Origin of the sequence: Rhodococcus sp. C1, from assembly GCF_020809065.1 — a bacterium.
Classification (GTDB): Bacteria; Actinomycetota; Actinomycetes; order Mycobacteriales; family Mycobacteriaceae; genus Rhodococcus_F; species Rhodococcus_F qingshengii.
The window spans coordinates 1,359,276-1,373,424 of record NZ_CP078080.1 but is presented as its reverse complement, the minus strand read 5'-3'; the positions used below and the strand labels follow the sequence as shown (position 1 = coordinate 1,373,424).

General features: G+C 61.0%; 13 protein-coding genes and 1 tRNA gene. 6 read left to right on the top strand and 8 right to left on the bottom strand.

Annotation, left to right across the window (positions count from 1 at the left end; genetic code table 11):
• Positions 1 to 19: 19 nt before the first annotated feature.
• Genes tatA through KTR60_RS06270 form a run of 3 tightly spaced genes read right to left on the bottom strand, consistent with a single transcriptional unit; the run spans position 20 to position 2,487 of the window.
• Positions 20 to 196, bottom strand: a complete 177-nt coding sequence (gene tatA / locus KTR60_RS06280; protein WP_003943732.1) for a Sec-independent protein translocase subunit TatA — start codon at positions 194 to 196, stop codon at positions 20 to 22.
• Positions 196 to 867, bottom strand: a complete 672-nt coding sequence (locus tag KTR60_RS06275; RefSeq protein WP_007726540.1) for a Rid family hydrolase — start codon at positions 865 to 867, stop codon at positions 196 to 198. The genes tatA and KTR60_RS06275 overlap by 1 nt, the downstream gene beginning before the upstream one ends.
• A 39-nt stretch (positions 868 to 906) precedes the next feature.
• On the bottom strand, positions 907 to 2,487 hold the full coding sequence (locus KTR60_RS06270) for a flavin monoamine oxidase family protein (protein ID WP_007726538.1): 1,581 nt from the start codon (positions 2,485 to 2,487) through the stop codon (positions 907 to 909).
• 238 nt (positions 2,488 to 2,725) lie between these two features.
• Here KTR60_RS06270 and KTR60_RS06265 point away from each other — a divergent pair, with 238 nt between their 5' ends.
• Together KTR60_RS06265 and KTR60_RS06260 are read left to right on the top strand one after the other, a co-directional pair.
• Positions 2,726 to 4,237 carry an APC family permease gene (locus KTR60_RS06265; RefSeq protein ID WP_042452324.1) on the top strand — a complete coding sequence of 504 codons (1,512 nt, stop codon included), beginning with the start codon at positions 2,726 to 2,728 and terminating at the stop codon, positions 4,235 to 4,237.
• Positions 4,237 to 4,989 carry an IclR family transcriptional regulator gene (locus KTR60_RS06260; RefSeq protein ID WP_228401967.1) on the top strand — a complete coding sequence of 251 codons (753 nt, stop codon included), beginning with the start codon at positions 4,237 to 4,239 and terminating at the stop codon, positions 4,987 to 4,989. The genes KTR60_RS06265 and KTR60_RS06260 overlap by 1 nt, the downstream gene beginning before the upstream one ends.
• A gap of 3 nt (positions 4,990 to 4,992) precedes the next feature.
• Here KTR60_RS06260 and KTR60_RS06255 read toward each other — a convergent pair whose 3' ends face one another.
• The 3 genes from KTR60_RS06255 to dcd all read right to left on the bottom strand — a co-directional run bounded on the left by KTR60_RS06255 (position 4,993) and on the right by dcd (position 7,724).
• Entirely contained in the window at positions 4,993 to 6,516 is a 1,524-nt protein-coding gene (locus tag KTR60_RS06255) for a hypothetical protein (RefSeq protein WP_228401966.1), read from the bottom strand.
• Positions 6,517 to 6,844: 328 nt separating this feature from the next.
• Positions 6,845 to 7,129 carry a hypothetical protein gene (locus KTR60_RS06250; RefSeq protein WP_042452329.1) on the bottom strand — a complete coding sequence of 95 codons (285 nt, stop codon included), beginning with the start codon at positions 7,127 to 7,129 and terminating at the stop codon, positions 6,845 to 6,847.
• Between the two features lie 25 nt (positions 7,130 to 7,154).
• On the bottom strand, positions 7,155 to 7,724 hold the full coding sequence (dcd, locus tag KTR60_RS06245) for a dCTP deaminase (protein ID WP_003943702.1): 570 nt from the start codon (positions 7,722 to 7,724) through the stop codon (positions 7,155 to 7,157).
• Positions 7,725 to 8,029: 305 nt separating this feature from the next.
• On the opposite strand from dcd, the gene KTR60_RS06240 reads away from it, so the two are divergent.
• The 4 genes from KTR60_RS06240 (at position 8,030) to KTR60_RS06225 (ending at position 12,623) form a co-directional block, all read left to right on the top strand.
• A tRNA-Gly gene (locus KTR60_RS06240) sits at positions 8,030 to 8,103 on the top strand.
• A gap of 2,488 nt (positions 8,104 to 10,591) precedes the next feature.
• A complete protein-coding gene (locus tag KTR60_RS06235; RefSeq protein WP_007726518.1) occupies positions 10,592 to 10,954 on the top strand; it encodes a GntR family transcriptional regulator in 363 nt (120 codons plus the stop codon).
• Positions 10,951 to 11,886 carry an ABC transporter ATP-binding protein gene (locus tag KTR60_RS06230; protein ID WP_042452339.1) on the top strand — a complete coding sequence of 312 codons (936 nt, stop codon included), beginning with the start codon at positions 10,951 to 10,953 and terminating at the stop codon, positions 11,884 to 11,886. The genes KTR60_RS06235 and KTR60_RS06230 overlap by 4 nt, the downstream gene beginning before the upstream one ends.
• Positions 11,883 to 12,623: a hypothetical protein gene (locus KTR60_RS06225; RefSeq protein WP_007726514.1), complete on the top strand. Its 741-nt coding sequence runs from the start codon at positions 11,883 to 11,885 to the stop codon at positions 12,621 to 12,623. The genes KTR60_RS06230 and KTR60_RS06225 overlap by 4 nt, the downstream gene beginning before the upstream one ends.
• Positions 12,624 to 12,772: 149 nt before the next feature.
• On the opposite strand, the gene KTR60_RS06220 is transcribed toward KTR60_RS06225, so the two are convergent.
• Together KTR60_RS06220 and KTR60_RS06215 are read right to left on the bottom strand one after the other, a co-directional pair.
• Positions 12,773 to 13,264, bottom strand: a complete 492-nt coding sequence (locus KTR60_RS06220; RefSeq protein WP_007726512.1) for an FBP domain-containing protein — start codon at positions 13,262 to 13,264, stop codon at positions 12,773 to 12,775.
• A gap of 200 nt (positions 13,265 to 13,464) precedes the next feature.
• Positions 13,465 to 14,082, bottom strand: coding sequence for a hypothetical protein (locus KTR60_RS06215; RefSeq protein ID WP_007726510.1), 618 nt, complete (start codon positions 14,080 to 14,082; stop codon positions 13,465 to 13,467).
• Between the last annotated feature and the right edge of the window lie 67 nt (positions 14,083 to 14,149).

The following is a 14,149-nucleotide window of genomic DNA, read 5'->3' as shown; positions in this document are numbered from 1 at the left end:
CCTCGACCGCGCACGGGGGTCAGTCTCGCTGCTCCAACGCGAGGTCCGTATCCGACTGCAGTTCACCGACTTCGGACTTCAGGATCCGCATCGACCTGCCGAGGCCCCGGGCCGCGTCGGGCAGCTTCTTCGAACCGAACAGCACCACGAGCACTACTGCGACGATCGCCCAGTGAGTCGGGCTGAGCGCGCCCATCAGGCGGGTTCCTTGCCGTCGGGGTACACCGCATCGACCTCTACCTCGACGAGCCAACCGGCAACGGGCAGTCCGGCAACCTCGAGGGCGAAGCGGGTGGGCCGGGCGCTGTTTCGCTCGATCGGAGCGATCGGCTCGGCCGTGCCCATCGGCACCAACTCGGTGTCACCCGTGTCGAGATTGGTGTTGGCGAAGAACTGCCGGTACGCGCGATTCCATCCGGTGTAGTCGGCCTTGTCCGATCCCGGCGCGTTGTCGAGGAAGACGCGCATCGTCACGACGTCTTCGAGACTCAATCCCTGAGCTTCGAGGTTGTCGCGGATCTTCTTGAGTACATTGATGCCCTGCGCCTCGGTGACGGTGACACCGGTCGGCAGAACACCGCCGGAGAACTGACCGTCGATGTACGACTCCGGCGAACCTTCCGGCGCCGCCTTGTTTCCTGCCGACGGACCGATGCCGCTGGTCTTGTAGATTGCGGTGTCGCCGCCGATCGCGACGCCCTGAGCGATCATCGGGTTTGCCTGCCCCGCTTCGAGAATCGATTTCGAGACGAACGAACTCGATGTGGTCTCGGCGTCCGCCTCGTCAGACGAGCAGGCAGTGGCGAAGCCCAGTAGCGTGGTGGCGGCGAATGCCGCTGCAAGGACCTTGGTGCTGCGAGATTTCATGATTAGACCTCCAGAAAAAGTGATGGGAAACGAAGCACGTCAGGCAGTTTGCGCAACACGCTGATGCAGGTGGGTCACGACGTCCTGCGCGGACGTGAAGGCCCCGTGCTGCCAGGCGATGGCGTTGGAGAGGTGATCGCCGGCGAAGTAGATCCGGTCGACGGGTTCGAGCAGCTTGGTGTACTCGGGAGTTGCCATGCCGCCGTGGGAATCTCCCGCGCCGGCCCATGATGCCCAGGCGGATTCCGAATACTTGGTGCGACGCCAGCTTCCGGAGAAGGACGACGAGATGTCGCGAGTGTATTTGTCGCCGTGAATTTCTGCGCCTTCGGCGATGGCCTTTGCCAGCCGCTGACGGTGGGTGAGCGATTCGAAAGCCTGTTGACGCTTACCCGAGCTGTAGTACGCGACGACGACGCCGCGGTCGGAGTTGTAGTGATCGTAGGGGAACATGATCTGGGAGATGTCGCGGTCGGTGTTGGACGCGCCACCGTAGATGCGGTCCTCGGTCTCCCACCACCGACGCGAGTATTCGATACCGAGCTTGCCCGACGACGACGGCTTGGCTGCATCCAACGCGAGCAGGATGTCGGAGGGCAGATTGTTGTTCAGCCGCTTGATCAAGTGCGGCGGGATCGTGCAGATTGCGTAGTCGGCGGTGATCGACTTGGATTTGCCGTCGACGACGTAGTCGACGGTGACGCCTTCCGGCACGTTCTTCATGCCGCTGACCTCGGCGCCGAACTCGATGTTGTCCATCCCGATCGCGTCCTGGAACTTGTAGTAGATCCGGTCCATGCCACCGACGGGGGTCATCATCGTCATGGCCTGGTCGTAACCGAACTCGAAGGAGAATGCACGCCCGATGCCGCCCTGGATGACATCGCTCATCCCGAATGGTTCGATCTCGGTTCCGAAGTTGAGGCCGGCGCCCGGCTCCGCGGAGTGCCCTCGACGCGAGGATCCGACATAGCGGCCGTCGCTGGAGAGATCGCCGAAGTCGGTGAGGAAGGACGAGAGTGCTTCTTTGTCTTCCTTGCTCAAGACCTGGTCGAGAGCGCCCTGATTGGTGGCCTTCTGCAGCAGCTCGGACATGTATCCGTAGGTGTCGGCTTTGGCTGCTCGGTAGGTGATCGACTGATTCGCCAGCGGCTTGTTGCCGGTGTAGTTGACGAAGGTGTTCGCGTTCTGGTTTCCGAACATCTGCAGTTCGACGCCCAGTTCGCGGCAGTAGTCGATGGTGTTGTGATTTTGCGGAATACGCGTCGCACCGAGGTTGTAGAAGTGCCCCTCGGAGAACGAACAGGTCTGTGTCTCACCGTTCAGGTCGGTTTCTTCGGTGCCGTTGCGGATCGACCACACCCGACCACCCGGGCGGTTGCGTGCTTCGAGGACGGTGACCTTGTATCCGGCCTTCTGCAGTTCGTAGGCAGAGCACAGCCCGGACGGTCCGCCGCCGAGGATCACGACGGAGTGATTTCCCTTGACCTTTCCGATCAGGTCACCCGCAGCAGGTGCCTGAAATCGCCTCGGCGTCGACGCCACTGCCGGCGCCAGGCCGATGGACGACATAGCACCGAGTGCCAGGCCGGCGCCGCCGGTGATTCCCAGGCTGCGCATGAAAGATCTACGTGTGTATGGCATTCGAGCTCCCCAGTGTGCTCCCGGTGACCCGGGTGGTTGGTGTTGAACACAGACTTCAGGAGCGTTGGGTCCGGAACTTGACGCGCAGGAAACAGTCGGTGGGGACCGAGTGAGAAACGTGCGAGCGTTCGCATCTTGCTCTCTCACCCGAGTGCGATCAGCGGAAGCATGCCCGCAATATCGGCGTTACAGAACCGGACTAGCGTGACGCGACATGTCCGCTCTCACCGAAGCCATCGCGCGGTCCTTCACCACGCGCGAGAAGCAGCCCCCGGCGCGATCACCGCTGCGGGCGTTGGGCCGTCGGCAACTCTCGGGCGCCGAAGTGCTGGCCCAGTCGGTGGCAACCACTGCCCCTGCTGTGTCGATGGTCGTTCTGCCCGTCACCATGCTGACACACGGCCGATTGTTGAGCGGGATGATCACCATCATCGCGGCCACCGTGCTGGTGACGCTCATAGCCTTCTGCGTTTCGCAGTTCACTCGCCGAATGGCTGCGTCGGGCGGATTGCACAGCTTCGTCTTTCGTGGCCTGGGCACCCGGGCAGCATTGACCACCGGCATCGCCATGCTGGTCAAGTACGTCGGCAGCGCGGTGATGACGCTCTATCACGGCGGACAGGCCGCAATCGCATTGCTCGGCTTCGCGGGTGTGCACGTGGACAAGACTTTTCACGTCATCGCGCTCTATCTGGGGATAGCCTTGCTGATTCTCGGCGCTCTCGTGCGAAGTGTCAGATTTGCCGCGCTCGCGATCCTCGTCGTCGAAAGCTGTTCACTTCTGTTCATCGTCGGGCTCATGATCCTGGGCGGTTCCGGAAGTCAACAAGCACAGATCGTTCCACCCACCTCCGGCCACGGGTTGTTACTCACCGCCCTGGCTGCCGTGTTCGCTCTCGCCGGATTCGAGAGCGCGGCCTTCTTCGGCCCCGAGGCCCGTCGTCCGCTGGTAACCGTCACCCGCACAGTCCTTCTCACTCCGATCATCTGTGGATCGCTCTTCATCTTCGCGGGCTGGGCCGCTTGGTCCGGGCGCAGTGACACCCTCGTCAACGCCTATCTCCACGGAACGGCGACGGGCGTGAGCCCCGGTGTCGTGATCGCGCTCAACGTCGGTCTGGGGTGCTCGTGGCTGGCGTCCTCGATGGCGTCGTCCAATGCTGCGTCACGCCTGGTCTATTCGTTCGGTGTCGAGCGCCTACTCCCCCGCCGGTTCGCCTCGGTTCACAGTGCCTTCCGTACGCCCTACTTCGCATTGACTACCGTGGTCTGCACCGTCCTGCTGGGCGGCGGAACCTTTGCCGTTCTCGGGCGCGGAGAAATCTTCGACGACGTTCGACTGACTGTTCGCGGCGCCGTCATCGTGGCCTATGCACTGACGGCTATCGCATCCGTTGTCTTCCTGACACGGATCGGCGAGCACACTCCCGGCGTTCTCGCGGCCGCGTCGTGTGGCAGTGGTGCCGGAGCGATAGTCCTCGGTTACCTGGTTTATGCCAACACGATCGACCACGCGTACGTTGCACCGATCGCCGTGCTCGTGATCCTGACTTCGGGCACACTCTGGCAGTTCTACCTGCGACGCCGAAGCCCCAAAAGTCTGCTGCACGTCGGAGCTTTCGACAGTCCCGAAACCGAGGACGTACTACCAGGAGCTGGGGTGTTCGCCACCGACGCAGCCGGAAACATCGTGCTGGTGGGCGAGCCGACTGCCGGCGCCCGCTGATGGTGGGCCGACCACGCGACCTCGGTGGGCACGAACCCCGAGCGGTTCAGCGCGCCCTTGCCCTCCTCGAGTCGGCGGCCAGGCTCGGATCGGGAGCCACCGCCAAGGACATTGCCGCCCTGGCCGACATCCCACCTGCCACTGCGTATCGGTTACTCAACATCCTTGTCGCCGACGGTTACCTGGTTCGGATCGCCGACCTCTCCGGCTTCGCACTAGGCCGACGCACCCGTGAATTAGCCGGGGCTGCCGCCGAACCCACACCCATCGACAATTCGGTGCTCCTCGAAGAACTCCGCGAACAGCTACGGTTCGGCGTCTACCTCGCGTCGTTTGCAGAAAACAGAATTCGGCTCGTCGATCGCGATCCCGACCACGAACTCAGTGGTGAACGGACACTGGTCACAGCCGTTCACGCGTCGGCTATCGGGAAGCTGCTCCTCGCCAACCGACCCGAATTGGCCGAGGCCCCATTGCGAAAGGTCACCGCACACACCATCACTGACGGCGACGCGTTGGAACTCGAGCTCTCGCGGATCCGGCGCGGTGAGGCCGCCCGTGAGGTCGACGAGATTCGTGTCGGACGCTCCGCCGTCGCCGTCCCGATCCACGACGCGGAAAGGTGTGTCGTCGGTGCCTTGGTTGCGATAGGTCCGACCGGCAGACTTTCCGTCGACGACGCAGACCTGGTGGCACTGCTGCGGGAGTACGCGGAACGCATCGTTGCACCGACGATGTCGAAGGCAAGCTGAAAGTCAGAGGCCGAACACACGTTTGGCAAAGCCGAGATGCTCGTCGGCCCAGCCGATGACGCCGAGCGTGGAATCGAGATTCTGCGGCGGAGTGCGCACCAAGGTGTCGCGTCGGACGAGTCGGTCGAAATCGATCTGAGCGCGGTCGAACTGGACCCCTGCCGTGACCATGATGTTCGCCAGTTCTTGCGCCATCACCCCGTACGCGACTGTCGTGGGATGAACGCCGTCGAGCGAGAAGAGGCCGCCCGAAGCGCGGCCGCCGCGACCGTCGGCGGAGAGGAACAGCGAGTCCGGCACGGGTTGCAAGTCGGTCAGCGCCTTGGGAAGGGGGTACGGCGTCCACCATGACGGCCGCGCATTGACGTCGGTGACGTAGCGCCGTGAGGCCACGCGCTCGAGCAACCCGGCAATATCGCAGAGGTACCAGTCCTTCCCCACCCGACGGGCATTCGCGACGGCTTGCTCGATTCCGTCGTTGTACATGTCGATTGCGGTATCGACGGCCCACGCCTGCGCACCGGTGATGTGTTGATCGCGCTGTGGGTCGAAGTCTGTGTCGCGCAACCATGGTCGCGCGTAATACGGGAAATAGCGGGATCCGATTTCGATCTTCCCCCCGAGCCCGTGGGCGATCGGTGCGATGGTCACGTGTGGGACGGTGCAGAGGATGACGTGCTGCGCGTTGATCTTCCGGATCGCAGCGAGCACCTCGGCATACTCCGACGCGAAGTGCTCGGGCTGCCACACCGTGTAGTCACGCTTGCTGTCCGGATCGCGGAAGTTGTTGCCGCTCCACTCGACTCGGAGTTCGGTGACGGTGCGGAGCGCGTTGTTGGCTCCGAGGAAGACGATCAGAGTTTCGATGCCTTCCTTGCCCAACTCCGCTGCTGCGTCGAACGCGGTCATGCGCTTCTCGGCGTCGGAGCCTCGCGGCAGAACTCGCAGTGCGGCGCGCTCACCGTTGTTCTCGACGATCTGGCTGATCAAATCGTCGTGCGGTTCGTGCAGGGCTGCCTCACAGCCCTGCGCCGTCTTGGTCAGAGCGTCACGAAGATCCCACCCGTACACCGAGAGGTTGTGGTTGATTGTCGAGAATGTCGGCGCTTCGCTGCCCGGTCCGCGTTCCCAATAGTCCTCTACCTGATCCATGAACGCGCGCGCAGCAAAGAGTGCGAGCGGCACCTCCCAGAGGTCGAGCCGTGGGCCGAAGCGCTCCTCGAGGGTGCGGAGCAACAGTTCGATGTTGAGCGGAAGCCCGCCCGGGCCGCCGTAACGGGGAAAGCGGAACTGGTCGAGCCGGCCCAGCTGGTAAGCAATGATCGCCGGATACGACAGATCGGTATTGAAGATCGCCCCGCTCTGGAATCCCTGAGACAGCGAATCGCCGATGACCACCAACCGGTGGGGAGCATCTCCCCCTGGCGGAACTACCGGAATCCCCACTGTGGGATCGAACTGCGGAACCCTTGGTCCGCCGGCGGCCGCGGCCACGACGTCGTCGGGAGTATCGGATGGAAGTTCCATGCCCACTCACCTCCGGAAAAGTCCAGCTGGTCAGCTTATCAGTGGTGGCTTACGCCGATCGGCATTGTCCTGCTCCGATTGCTTCTCGATCGACCTGACAACCTCGTCGGCCCACTGTTGATTTCGCCCGTCGAATTCCGCGCGGTCCCGACGCGCGATACCCCGCCCCACCAGGATGGCAATCGGAATGGAACACACGACCCATACGAGTAGTACGCCTCCGACAATCCACCACATAACCAGTAATTGTGCCCGATTCGACGACTGTTGTGCTCCAGGTCGAAACATCTGTCCGAATCGTGGCGGTCAATCCAGGTGAGCGCGCAGGTCAGAAACGATCTGCGTCGACGGTTTCACGGGCTTTGCGAACCTGATTCCAACCACGAGCGGCGATGCCGAAGGCAACAAGCGACATCAGATCCGAGACCGTCAGACCGTGTTCTCTGTTCAACGACCACAAGACCTGACCTTCCAGCGGTCCATTGAAGAACAGCCACGCCACCCCTGCACAGACGGTCACAACAACACTGGCTTTGGACGGCTTCATCAAACACACGGTGCTGGTCACGAACAACAAGTTCATGAAAACCAGACCGTAGAAAATTCCGATCATGCGACTCCCCCCGAAGTTCGTTCGTTCAGCCGCGGTTGAAGTTCAGGTACGCCTTCGACGGTGTCGGGCCGCGCTGGCCCTGGTATTTGGATCCGGCCTCGGAGCTTCCGTAGGGGAACTCTGCAGCGCTCGAGAGCTTGAGCAGGCAGAGCTGTCCGATCTTCATTCCCGGCCAGAGCGTGATCGGCAGGTTTGCGACATTGGACAGCTCCAGTGTGATGTGGCCGCTGAAACCCGGGTCGATGAAACCGGCGGTGGAGTGCGTCAAAAGGCCCAGGCGCCCGAGGCTCGACTTACCTTCGAGACGGCCGGCGAGGTCGTTCGGCAGTGAGCACACTTCGAGAGTCGAACCGAGAACGAACTCGCCGGGATGAAGCACAAACGGCTCGCCCTCTGCCGGTTCGACCAGGCTGGTCAACTCGTCCTGGCGAAGTGCCGGGTCGATGTGCGTGTACCGCGTGTTGTTGAAAACCCGAAACAGACCGTCGAGGCGCACGTCGACGCTCGACGGTTGCACCATGGAGTCGTCGAAAGGGTCGATACCCAGACGTCCAACGGAGATTTCGGCACGGATGTCACGATCGGAGAGCAGCACAGGTAGAGGTTACCGGTTCTGCGGGCAGTGCCGGCCCATCGCCGGGGCGATCACACTGTGGTTACCGAACACGATGCGCGGGTTCTGGACTCCCACGGGAGAGCCCAGCCCCACCTGTCTCAAGTTCTCCATCCCGAAAGGCGTTCCTGCGCACAAATTTTGGGCAAATCATTTACCGAAGGCGCCGACTTCGACACGCCTGTGTTGATCAATGGCGGCCGGGGACACCGCCGCTTGAAAGCTCGTCTGATAATGTTCGGAAAGCACGTTGATCGGCGGTGAAAACACGTCCGGTCGGCTGCGACGCCGATGTAGTTCAATGGTAGAACATCAGCTTCCCAAGCTGAATACGCGGGTTCGATTCCCGTCATCGGCTCCACAGATTTTCCGCAGTTCAGAGCCCTTTTGGGGCAGTCGAACTTCGCTTGTTTGGGTCCCAATCCTGTGACAGGTACACGGCAGGTACACAACCCCCTCCATTCAGTGATCAGTCAATGTGAATCCAACGAAAATGGGGGTGCTAGAGGACCGCGTCTCGGAATTCTGCAGTTCATCGATGCCGTCCGACTGGTCGTGCCCCGGCCTGAATCGGTGTCCATTGCGCGCACTGTCAGGAGAGTGCTGTCGACCTCGAAGCCGATGGTCGCCGGTACCTCGGTTCGTTTGCCGTCCATCAGTGATTCGAGCGCGACTACCAACAAATGGGTTTGGAAACTGTCTCCGCTCGGACTCCGCGCAGCTTGTCAGTTGAATATTGCAAAAACGATCTGCCGTAGCGCACCCATACGCCGAGGACCACAACTCACGCACGAATGCAGGTCTTCTCACAATCACAACTGTGAAAGGACCCAAGTGCGTCAAAAATCACCTTCGAAAAGAATCAAGTACGTATTCTTCCTAAGTATCGGACGCCCTAACCGTAAGTGCCAATGTAAGACCATCGCTCTGCACGGATCCGGAGAGCCGGATAAAGCTCGAAGAAATACCCCAGTTTCGAGGAATGTCACATTAGCGTCGTGCTACCTTCCCGACGATCTTTAGAAACCGGCAGATTGGCCCCAATTCGATAGAAGGCCGTAGGTGTCCAGAGTCGAAACCTTATTCCCCGCAAGCATCGCAGCGCCTTCCCTGGTTATGACGTTCGGAGCTACGGCTTCTCACGCAACTCCCAAACCGGGCAACTTTGGCGCAGGTGCTTCTGGTGGACCTTGGTTGGTGGACTACAACTCCTCGAATCGCCTCGGATATATCAGGACAGTCACCTCATTCGGTCCAGGCTCGCCCGCTTACATTGCAGGTCCCAATTTCGATAGCAGGACATCTGCCCTGTATGCAGTAGCGAATCTTGCCGGGCCCTAGACGGAGCGAGGAGGTGAATTCAAATGGATAACGTCCTCTTTGCTATCGTCAACATGATCGTGGCGATGGCGAACGGTTCCACGATCCCCTTCTCATTAGAAGGCGCAGGGCCACTAACCGCTCCCGACTTGTAGAGAAGATCGGCCGACCGCATGTGGATGACATTTTCAGCTCTGCCTGAAACCTGCATATCAGAAGATGCGTGGATCGTGCGGTGGTCACAAACACAAGCTCCCCTACCTGGCCAGGAAGGGGAGCTTATGTTTGACAGGTCTCAAATAGTCGGTCGAGGCCGCCCCGAATAGGATCAGCAACCGAATGTCACAGCGCCGACTGGTTTGATCACGCGAGTGTGCACCGTGAGCAGAATTCACACAGAGGTCGATTAATGTGCATCTGCTGAATCAGCCTTCTCAGCTCCGTTTGATCGAATACGTCTGCTGGCTCGAGTGCCCTTGCCACGGTGAGGCAAGCTACCAATCTCGGACGCGGGCGGGCGCTGTCTCTTGATGTTGATGTTGACCACGATGGACCTGTACCTAGTTGGCACTGACCAATTTAGGTCGTCGAACAGGTAGCCGGTGGAAGCGCTTCGGTCTTCGGCCTGATCACGAGCGGCCGCTATGTGGTGAGAATCGGTCGGTCTCCTCTTGAAATGTAGTCGGCGAATCGTTCAATTCCTGCTTGTGAGAAGCTTCCTCGACCTGCGCGTCTAAGTGCGGCTTCGACGAATGGGAGCGGTTTCCTGCGGTACGTGCGGTAGATGCTGTCTAGTACTGGTTGCAGTGCCCGGCGTGCGAGGTCTGCTGTTTCCGGGTCTGAACCCCCGAATTTCACTGTCACATTCGGCATAGATACCCCTGCTGGTCGAGTGTCCGATTCCCTGGCCGGAAGCGTACGTATCGGGATTGCAAATCAGTACAGAAACACCAAAACGGGGCGCTAAGTCCCTACTTGCGGTGGATACGACTCCGTCTTTGGGTTGACGAAAAGGGGCCCGACCGCGGCGTGCGGTCCGGCTTCTGTTCTACGACTGCGGGTTGCGACCGGAAGCCGAGGCTTCTGGTTTCTCCGGCTTCACGTTGGGTGGCGAACTGCCGATGCTTACTGGCGTTTGCGTCAACGCATAGCGAACTCCCATCTACAACGTCCATGCAGAATGTCCCCCGCTACATAGTTGCCGCCTTCGACGAGGTGGCCGAATTCATTGAGGCGATATCTGCCGGCCACCCGAAGGTGCCCCGCCCCGTGGTCGACCAACTACAACGGGCGGTTCCACTGATCCGCAGAAGTTCAATGCCTGTGGTGCAACGCCCCGCGGGTTGTCGCCCCTGCGACCACTGGCGGAACTGTCCACCGCTGTTGCCTCGGTGAATGTCCCGATGGGTAGCGCTCGGAGACCCAAGTCGTCGATGCCAGTTTCCGCGATCTCATTGCCAACATGCTCCACGACGTTCTATGGTTCATTACATGAGTAATGAACCAGTGAACACCGGGCGTCGATCATCGTGATCGACGACGGACGACCACTGTTCCAGCAGATCGCCGAGCAGATCGAAGGCTCGATCATCGACGGCTCCCTGCCGGAAGACGGGCAGGTGCCCTCAACCAACGAACTGGCGGCGTTCCACCGAATCAATCCGGCGACGGCAGCCAAGGGCCTCAATCAGCTCGTAGGCGAGGGGATCCTCTACAAGAAACGGGGAATCGGAATGTTCGTCACGGTCGGCGCCCGCGACGCACTCAGGTTCAGACGCCGAGAAGCGTTCGCGCGCCAATACATCGAGCCGCTGGTCGCGGAGGCCGACCGGCTCCAGATTTCCCTCGGCGAACTCAAATCCATGCTGGACGACAGGAAGGCGGACCGATGAACGCAAGCACGACAACGACCGAGCCCCGAGTCAGGCGTTTCGACGAAACTGAACTTGTCGCCTCGATGCGCTCCGTGGACAGAAAGTACGGGGATGTCGACGCGCTCGCGGACGTCTCGTTCGAGATCAGCCGCAACAAGATCTACGGTCTGCTCGGCCGTAACGGCGCAGGCAAGACGACGATCATGCAGATACTGACCGGGCAGGACCTGCACACCCGCGGCGACGTCGAGGTATTCGGCGCTGCCCCTTTCGAAAATGCCGACGTCCTGGCAAACGTGTGCTTCGTCAAGGAAAGCCAGACGTACCCCGAAGACCTCAAGGTCAAGCACGTACTCGTCGCCGCCGGCCATCTACTCCCGAATTGGGACCACGCGTTCGCCGAGACACTGCTCGACGACTTCCAACTTCCCCTGTGCCGCAAGGTGAAGAAGCTCTCGCGCGGCATGCGGTCAGCGTTGGGAGTGATCATCGGACTTGCCTCCCGTGCACCGCTCACGCTATTCGACGAGCCGTATCTCGGTCTCGATGCCGTTGCACGCCAACTGTTCTACGATCGCCTGCTTGCGGACTACGCCGAACATCCTCGCACTGTGGTGCTTTCGACTCACCTGATCGACGAGGTAGCCAATCTACTCGAGCACGTGATTGTCGTCGACGGCGGCCGGATTGTCGTCGACGCAGACGCGGATGCACTGCGTAGCCGCGCCGTGGTGGTATCCGGTCCCATTGATGCGGTGGATGCCGTTGCTGCGTCCGGCAGGGTCCTGCGCCGGGAGACACTGGGCGCCCACAGCCGAATCATGTTGCAGGCCGATGTGACAGAGACCGAGCGAAACCGACTGCGGGAGGCTGGAGTCCAAGTGGAACCGGCATCTTTGCAGGAACTTGTCATCGCGACTTCGACGCAGCGCAAGGAGATCACCGTATGAGTATCGCAACGACAGAGCCACGGACGGTCCCGAAGACGCCCGCTCGGTCCAGGATCGGTGCCGTCCTACAACTGCACACGGTCGCGTGGCCGTTGCTGATCGCCTGGCCGGTGGGCATCCTGTTGATCTCGTTCCTGATCAGCTTCACTATCTACGCGATCGTCGGGAACGAGGAGGGTGAAGGATTCACCGGCAGTGTGTTCTCGGTCTACGGTTTCGTGCTGGCGTTCTACCTCCAGTCGATGACGCAGACGTTCCCATTCGCGCTCGGACTGAGCGTGACCCGCCGCGAGTTCTTCACTGCCACCACGGTTATGGCGCTGGCACAGTCCGCAGTCTTCGCAATCGCGCTGCAACTGCTGTCCGTGCTGGAGTCCGCCACCAACGGCTGGGGTGTGCACATGCGCATGTTCGGCATCGCACGCTATTTCACCGACAACACCGCCGTACAGTTGCTCGCACTGTTCGCGACGCTGCTGCTGACCAGTTCGATCGCAATGCTGGCAGGCGCTATCTACCAGCGGTGGAGGATCACCGGTCTACTCGCCTCCCTCACCGGGCTTTTCGGCTTGCTCGGCTTGTCAGCGATCGCGATCACCTGGGCTGGGTGGTGGCCGGCGATCGGTTCGTGGTTTGTCGATACTCCCCGAGTGGTACCGATGGCACTACTCCCTCTGGCCCTTGCCATCGCGTGCATCGCCGGAGCCTGGGCGACGTTGCGTCGAGCAACGCCGTGACCGCGCAATCATGTGCGACGCCACATGTCGCGTCGTCTCGAAGTGCTCGTCGGATCAAACCCGTCTAGACAGCTCGTCCCCCTCCCTGAGTCAGGAAAGGGGGACGAACGTCGCAACAGGGTGCTATCTCGTCCCCGATTTGGTCCGCTCTACTGCCGAGCCACCCGCTCGACAAAACTCGAAGCCCGCAGCACCAGTTCATCTTTCCGGTTCTGGCGCGCAGCGGCGGCATCGTAGCCGGCATACGGGAGCGGGGGGTCGTTACGAACATTGGACGAGCACTGGAAGTCTCGGCAGATCAGTGTTCCGACCGTGCTGCCACGTCGACCGGCGGGCCCGGCCAACTTGGCGCCGTAGAAGACGACCTCGTTGGGGAGTCGCGTGTCGCGGCACCAGGAGCACTGGGCGCGCGATCGCGGAGTGGCCTCGGCTTGAACGAGCAAGACTCCGATGGTCTCCCCGTCGAGTGTCGGGACGATCGCGTAGGCGCGTCGGCCCATTTTCGGATCTCGCCAGCCCAGGTAGTCGAGAGCGTCGAAGTCGATGGTGCCGAAGCCGTCCGGCAGGGTGAGATCGGACTTCTCCTTACGACTCGCGTTGACGAGGCTGGAACGAATAGATGTATCGGTCAAAATGATCATGGGTGTATACCAATCGTGGCTCGGTGAAGGTGGGTACAGCTCATGGCCCGATCAGCACCAAGTGCTGTCGGGTCCGAAATGCGCTATCTGTCGCCGGCGAAGACGACGCCGACAACCCCCTCACGCCCATGGGGCGTCACCGTGTACGTATCCACACCGCGATGGTAGCTACAGGCCTGCGTTACAGGCCACTCGATTTATCAGTCACGCCATACCGCCGTGAACTCGTACCAAGGTCCGCCGAGGTGAGTTGCGGAGAAATCATCGAACCCCGATGGTGGGCCGCTGGGCGAGTACACCCACCCACTCGAGGTGATGAACATGCTGTCGTTGTCGATGAAGTAGACCTCATCCGGCCGCACGACATGGGCACTACTGATATCGAACTGGCCGATCTCGAGCTCTTCCACGGTCGATTCAGGCTGCTCCAAAAGACCAATCGCGATGGTCTCGAACTCTCCGCTCTTGTCGAGGAAAGTTGCCGGCGGCATCAACAACACCAGAGCTACTGCAGCGATGACGGCGATCGGGGAGGACAGAATCCACCACGACCACCGCCGGTCCTGGCCAAGGGCATAGAGGGTGCGGATCGCCCACACCAGACCGACCACGATCAAGATGAGCAGAGCCGCGGCGCTGACGAGGAAGGGATCCAACCATCTGTACTCCCCGAACGGCGAAGGCCACCAACCGTAATGCCGGCAGACCAACGCAATGAGCGGAACAACGGTGAATGCCAAAAGAATCGGCCCCGGTGGCTTGGACGACTCCGGAGGGTCAGCTACCAACCATTCACCCAGCGACTTCGGCCTTCTCATCACCCCACCGTATCTGCAGGTCATGGCAAAACTCAGCTACACGGCGAATACCTTTGCAGTACACGCA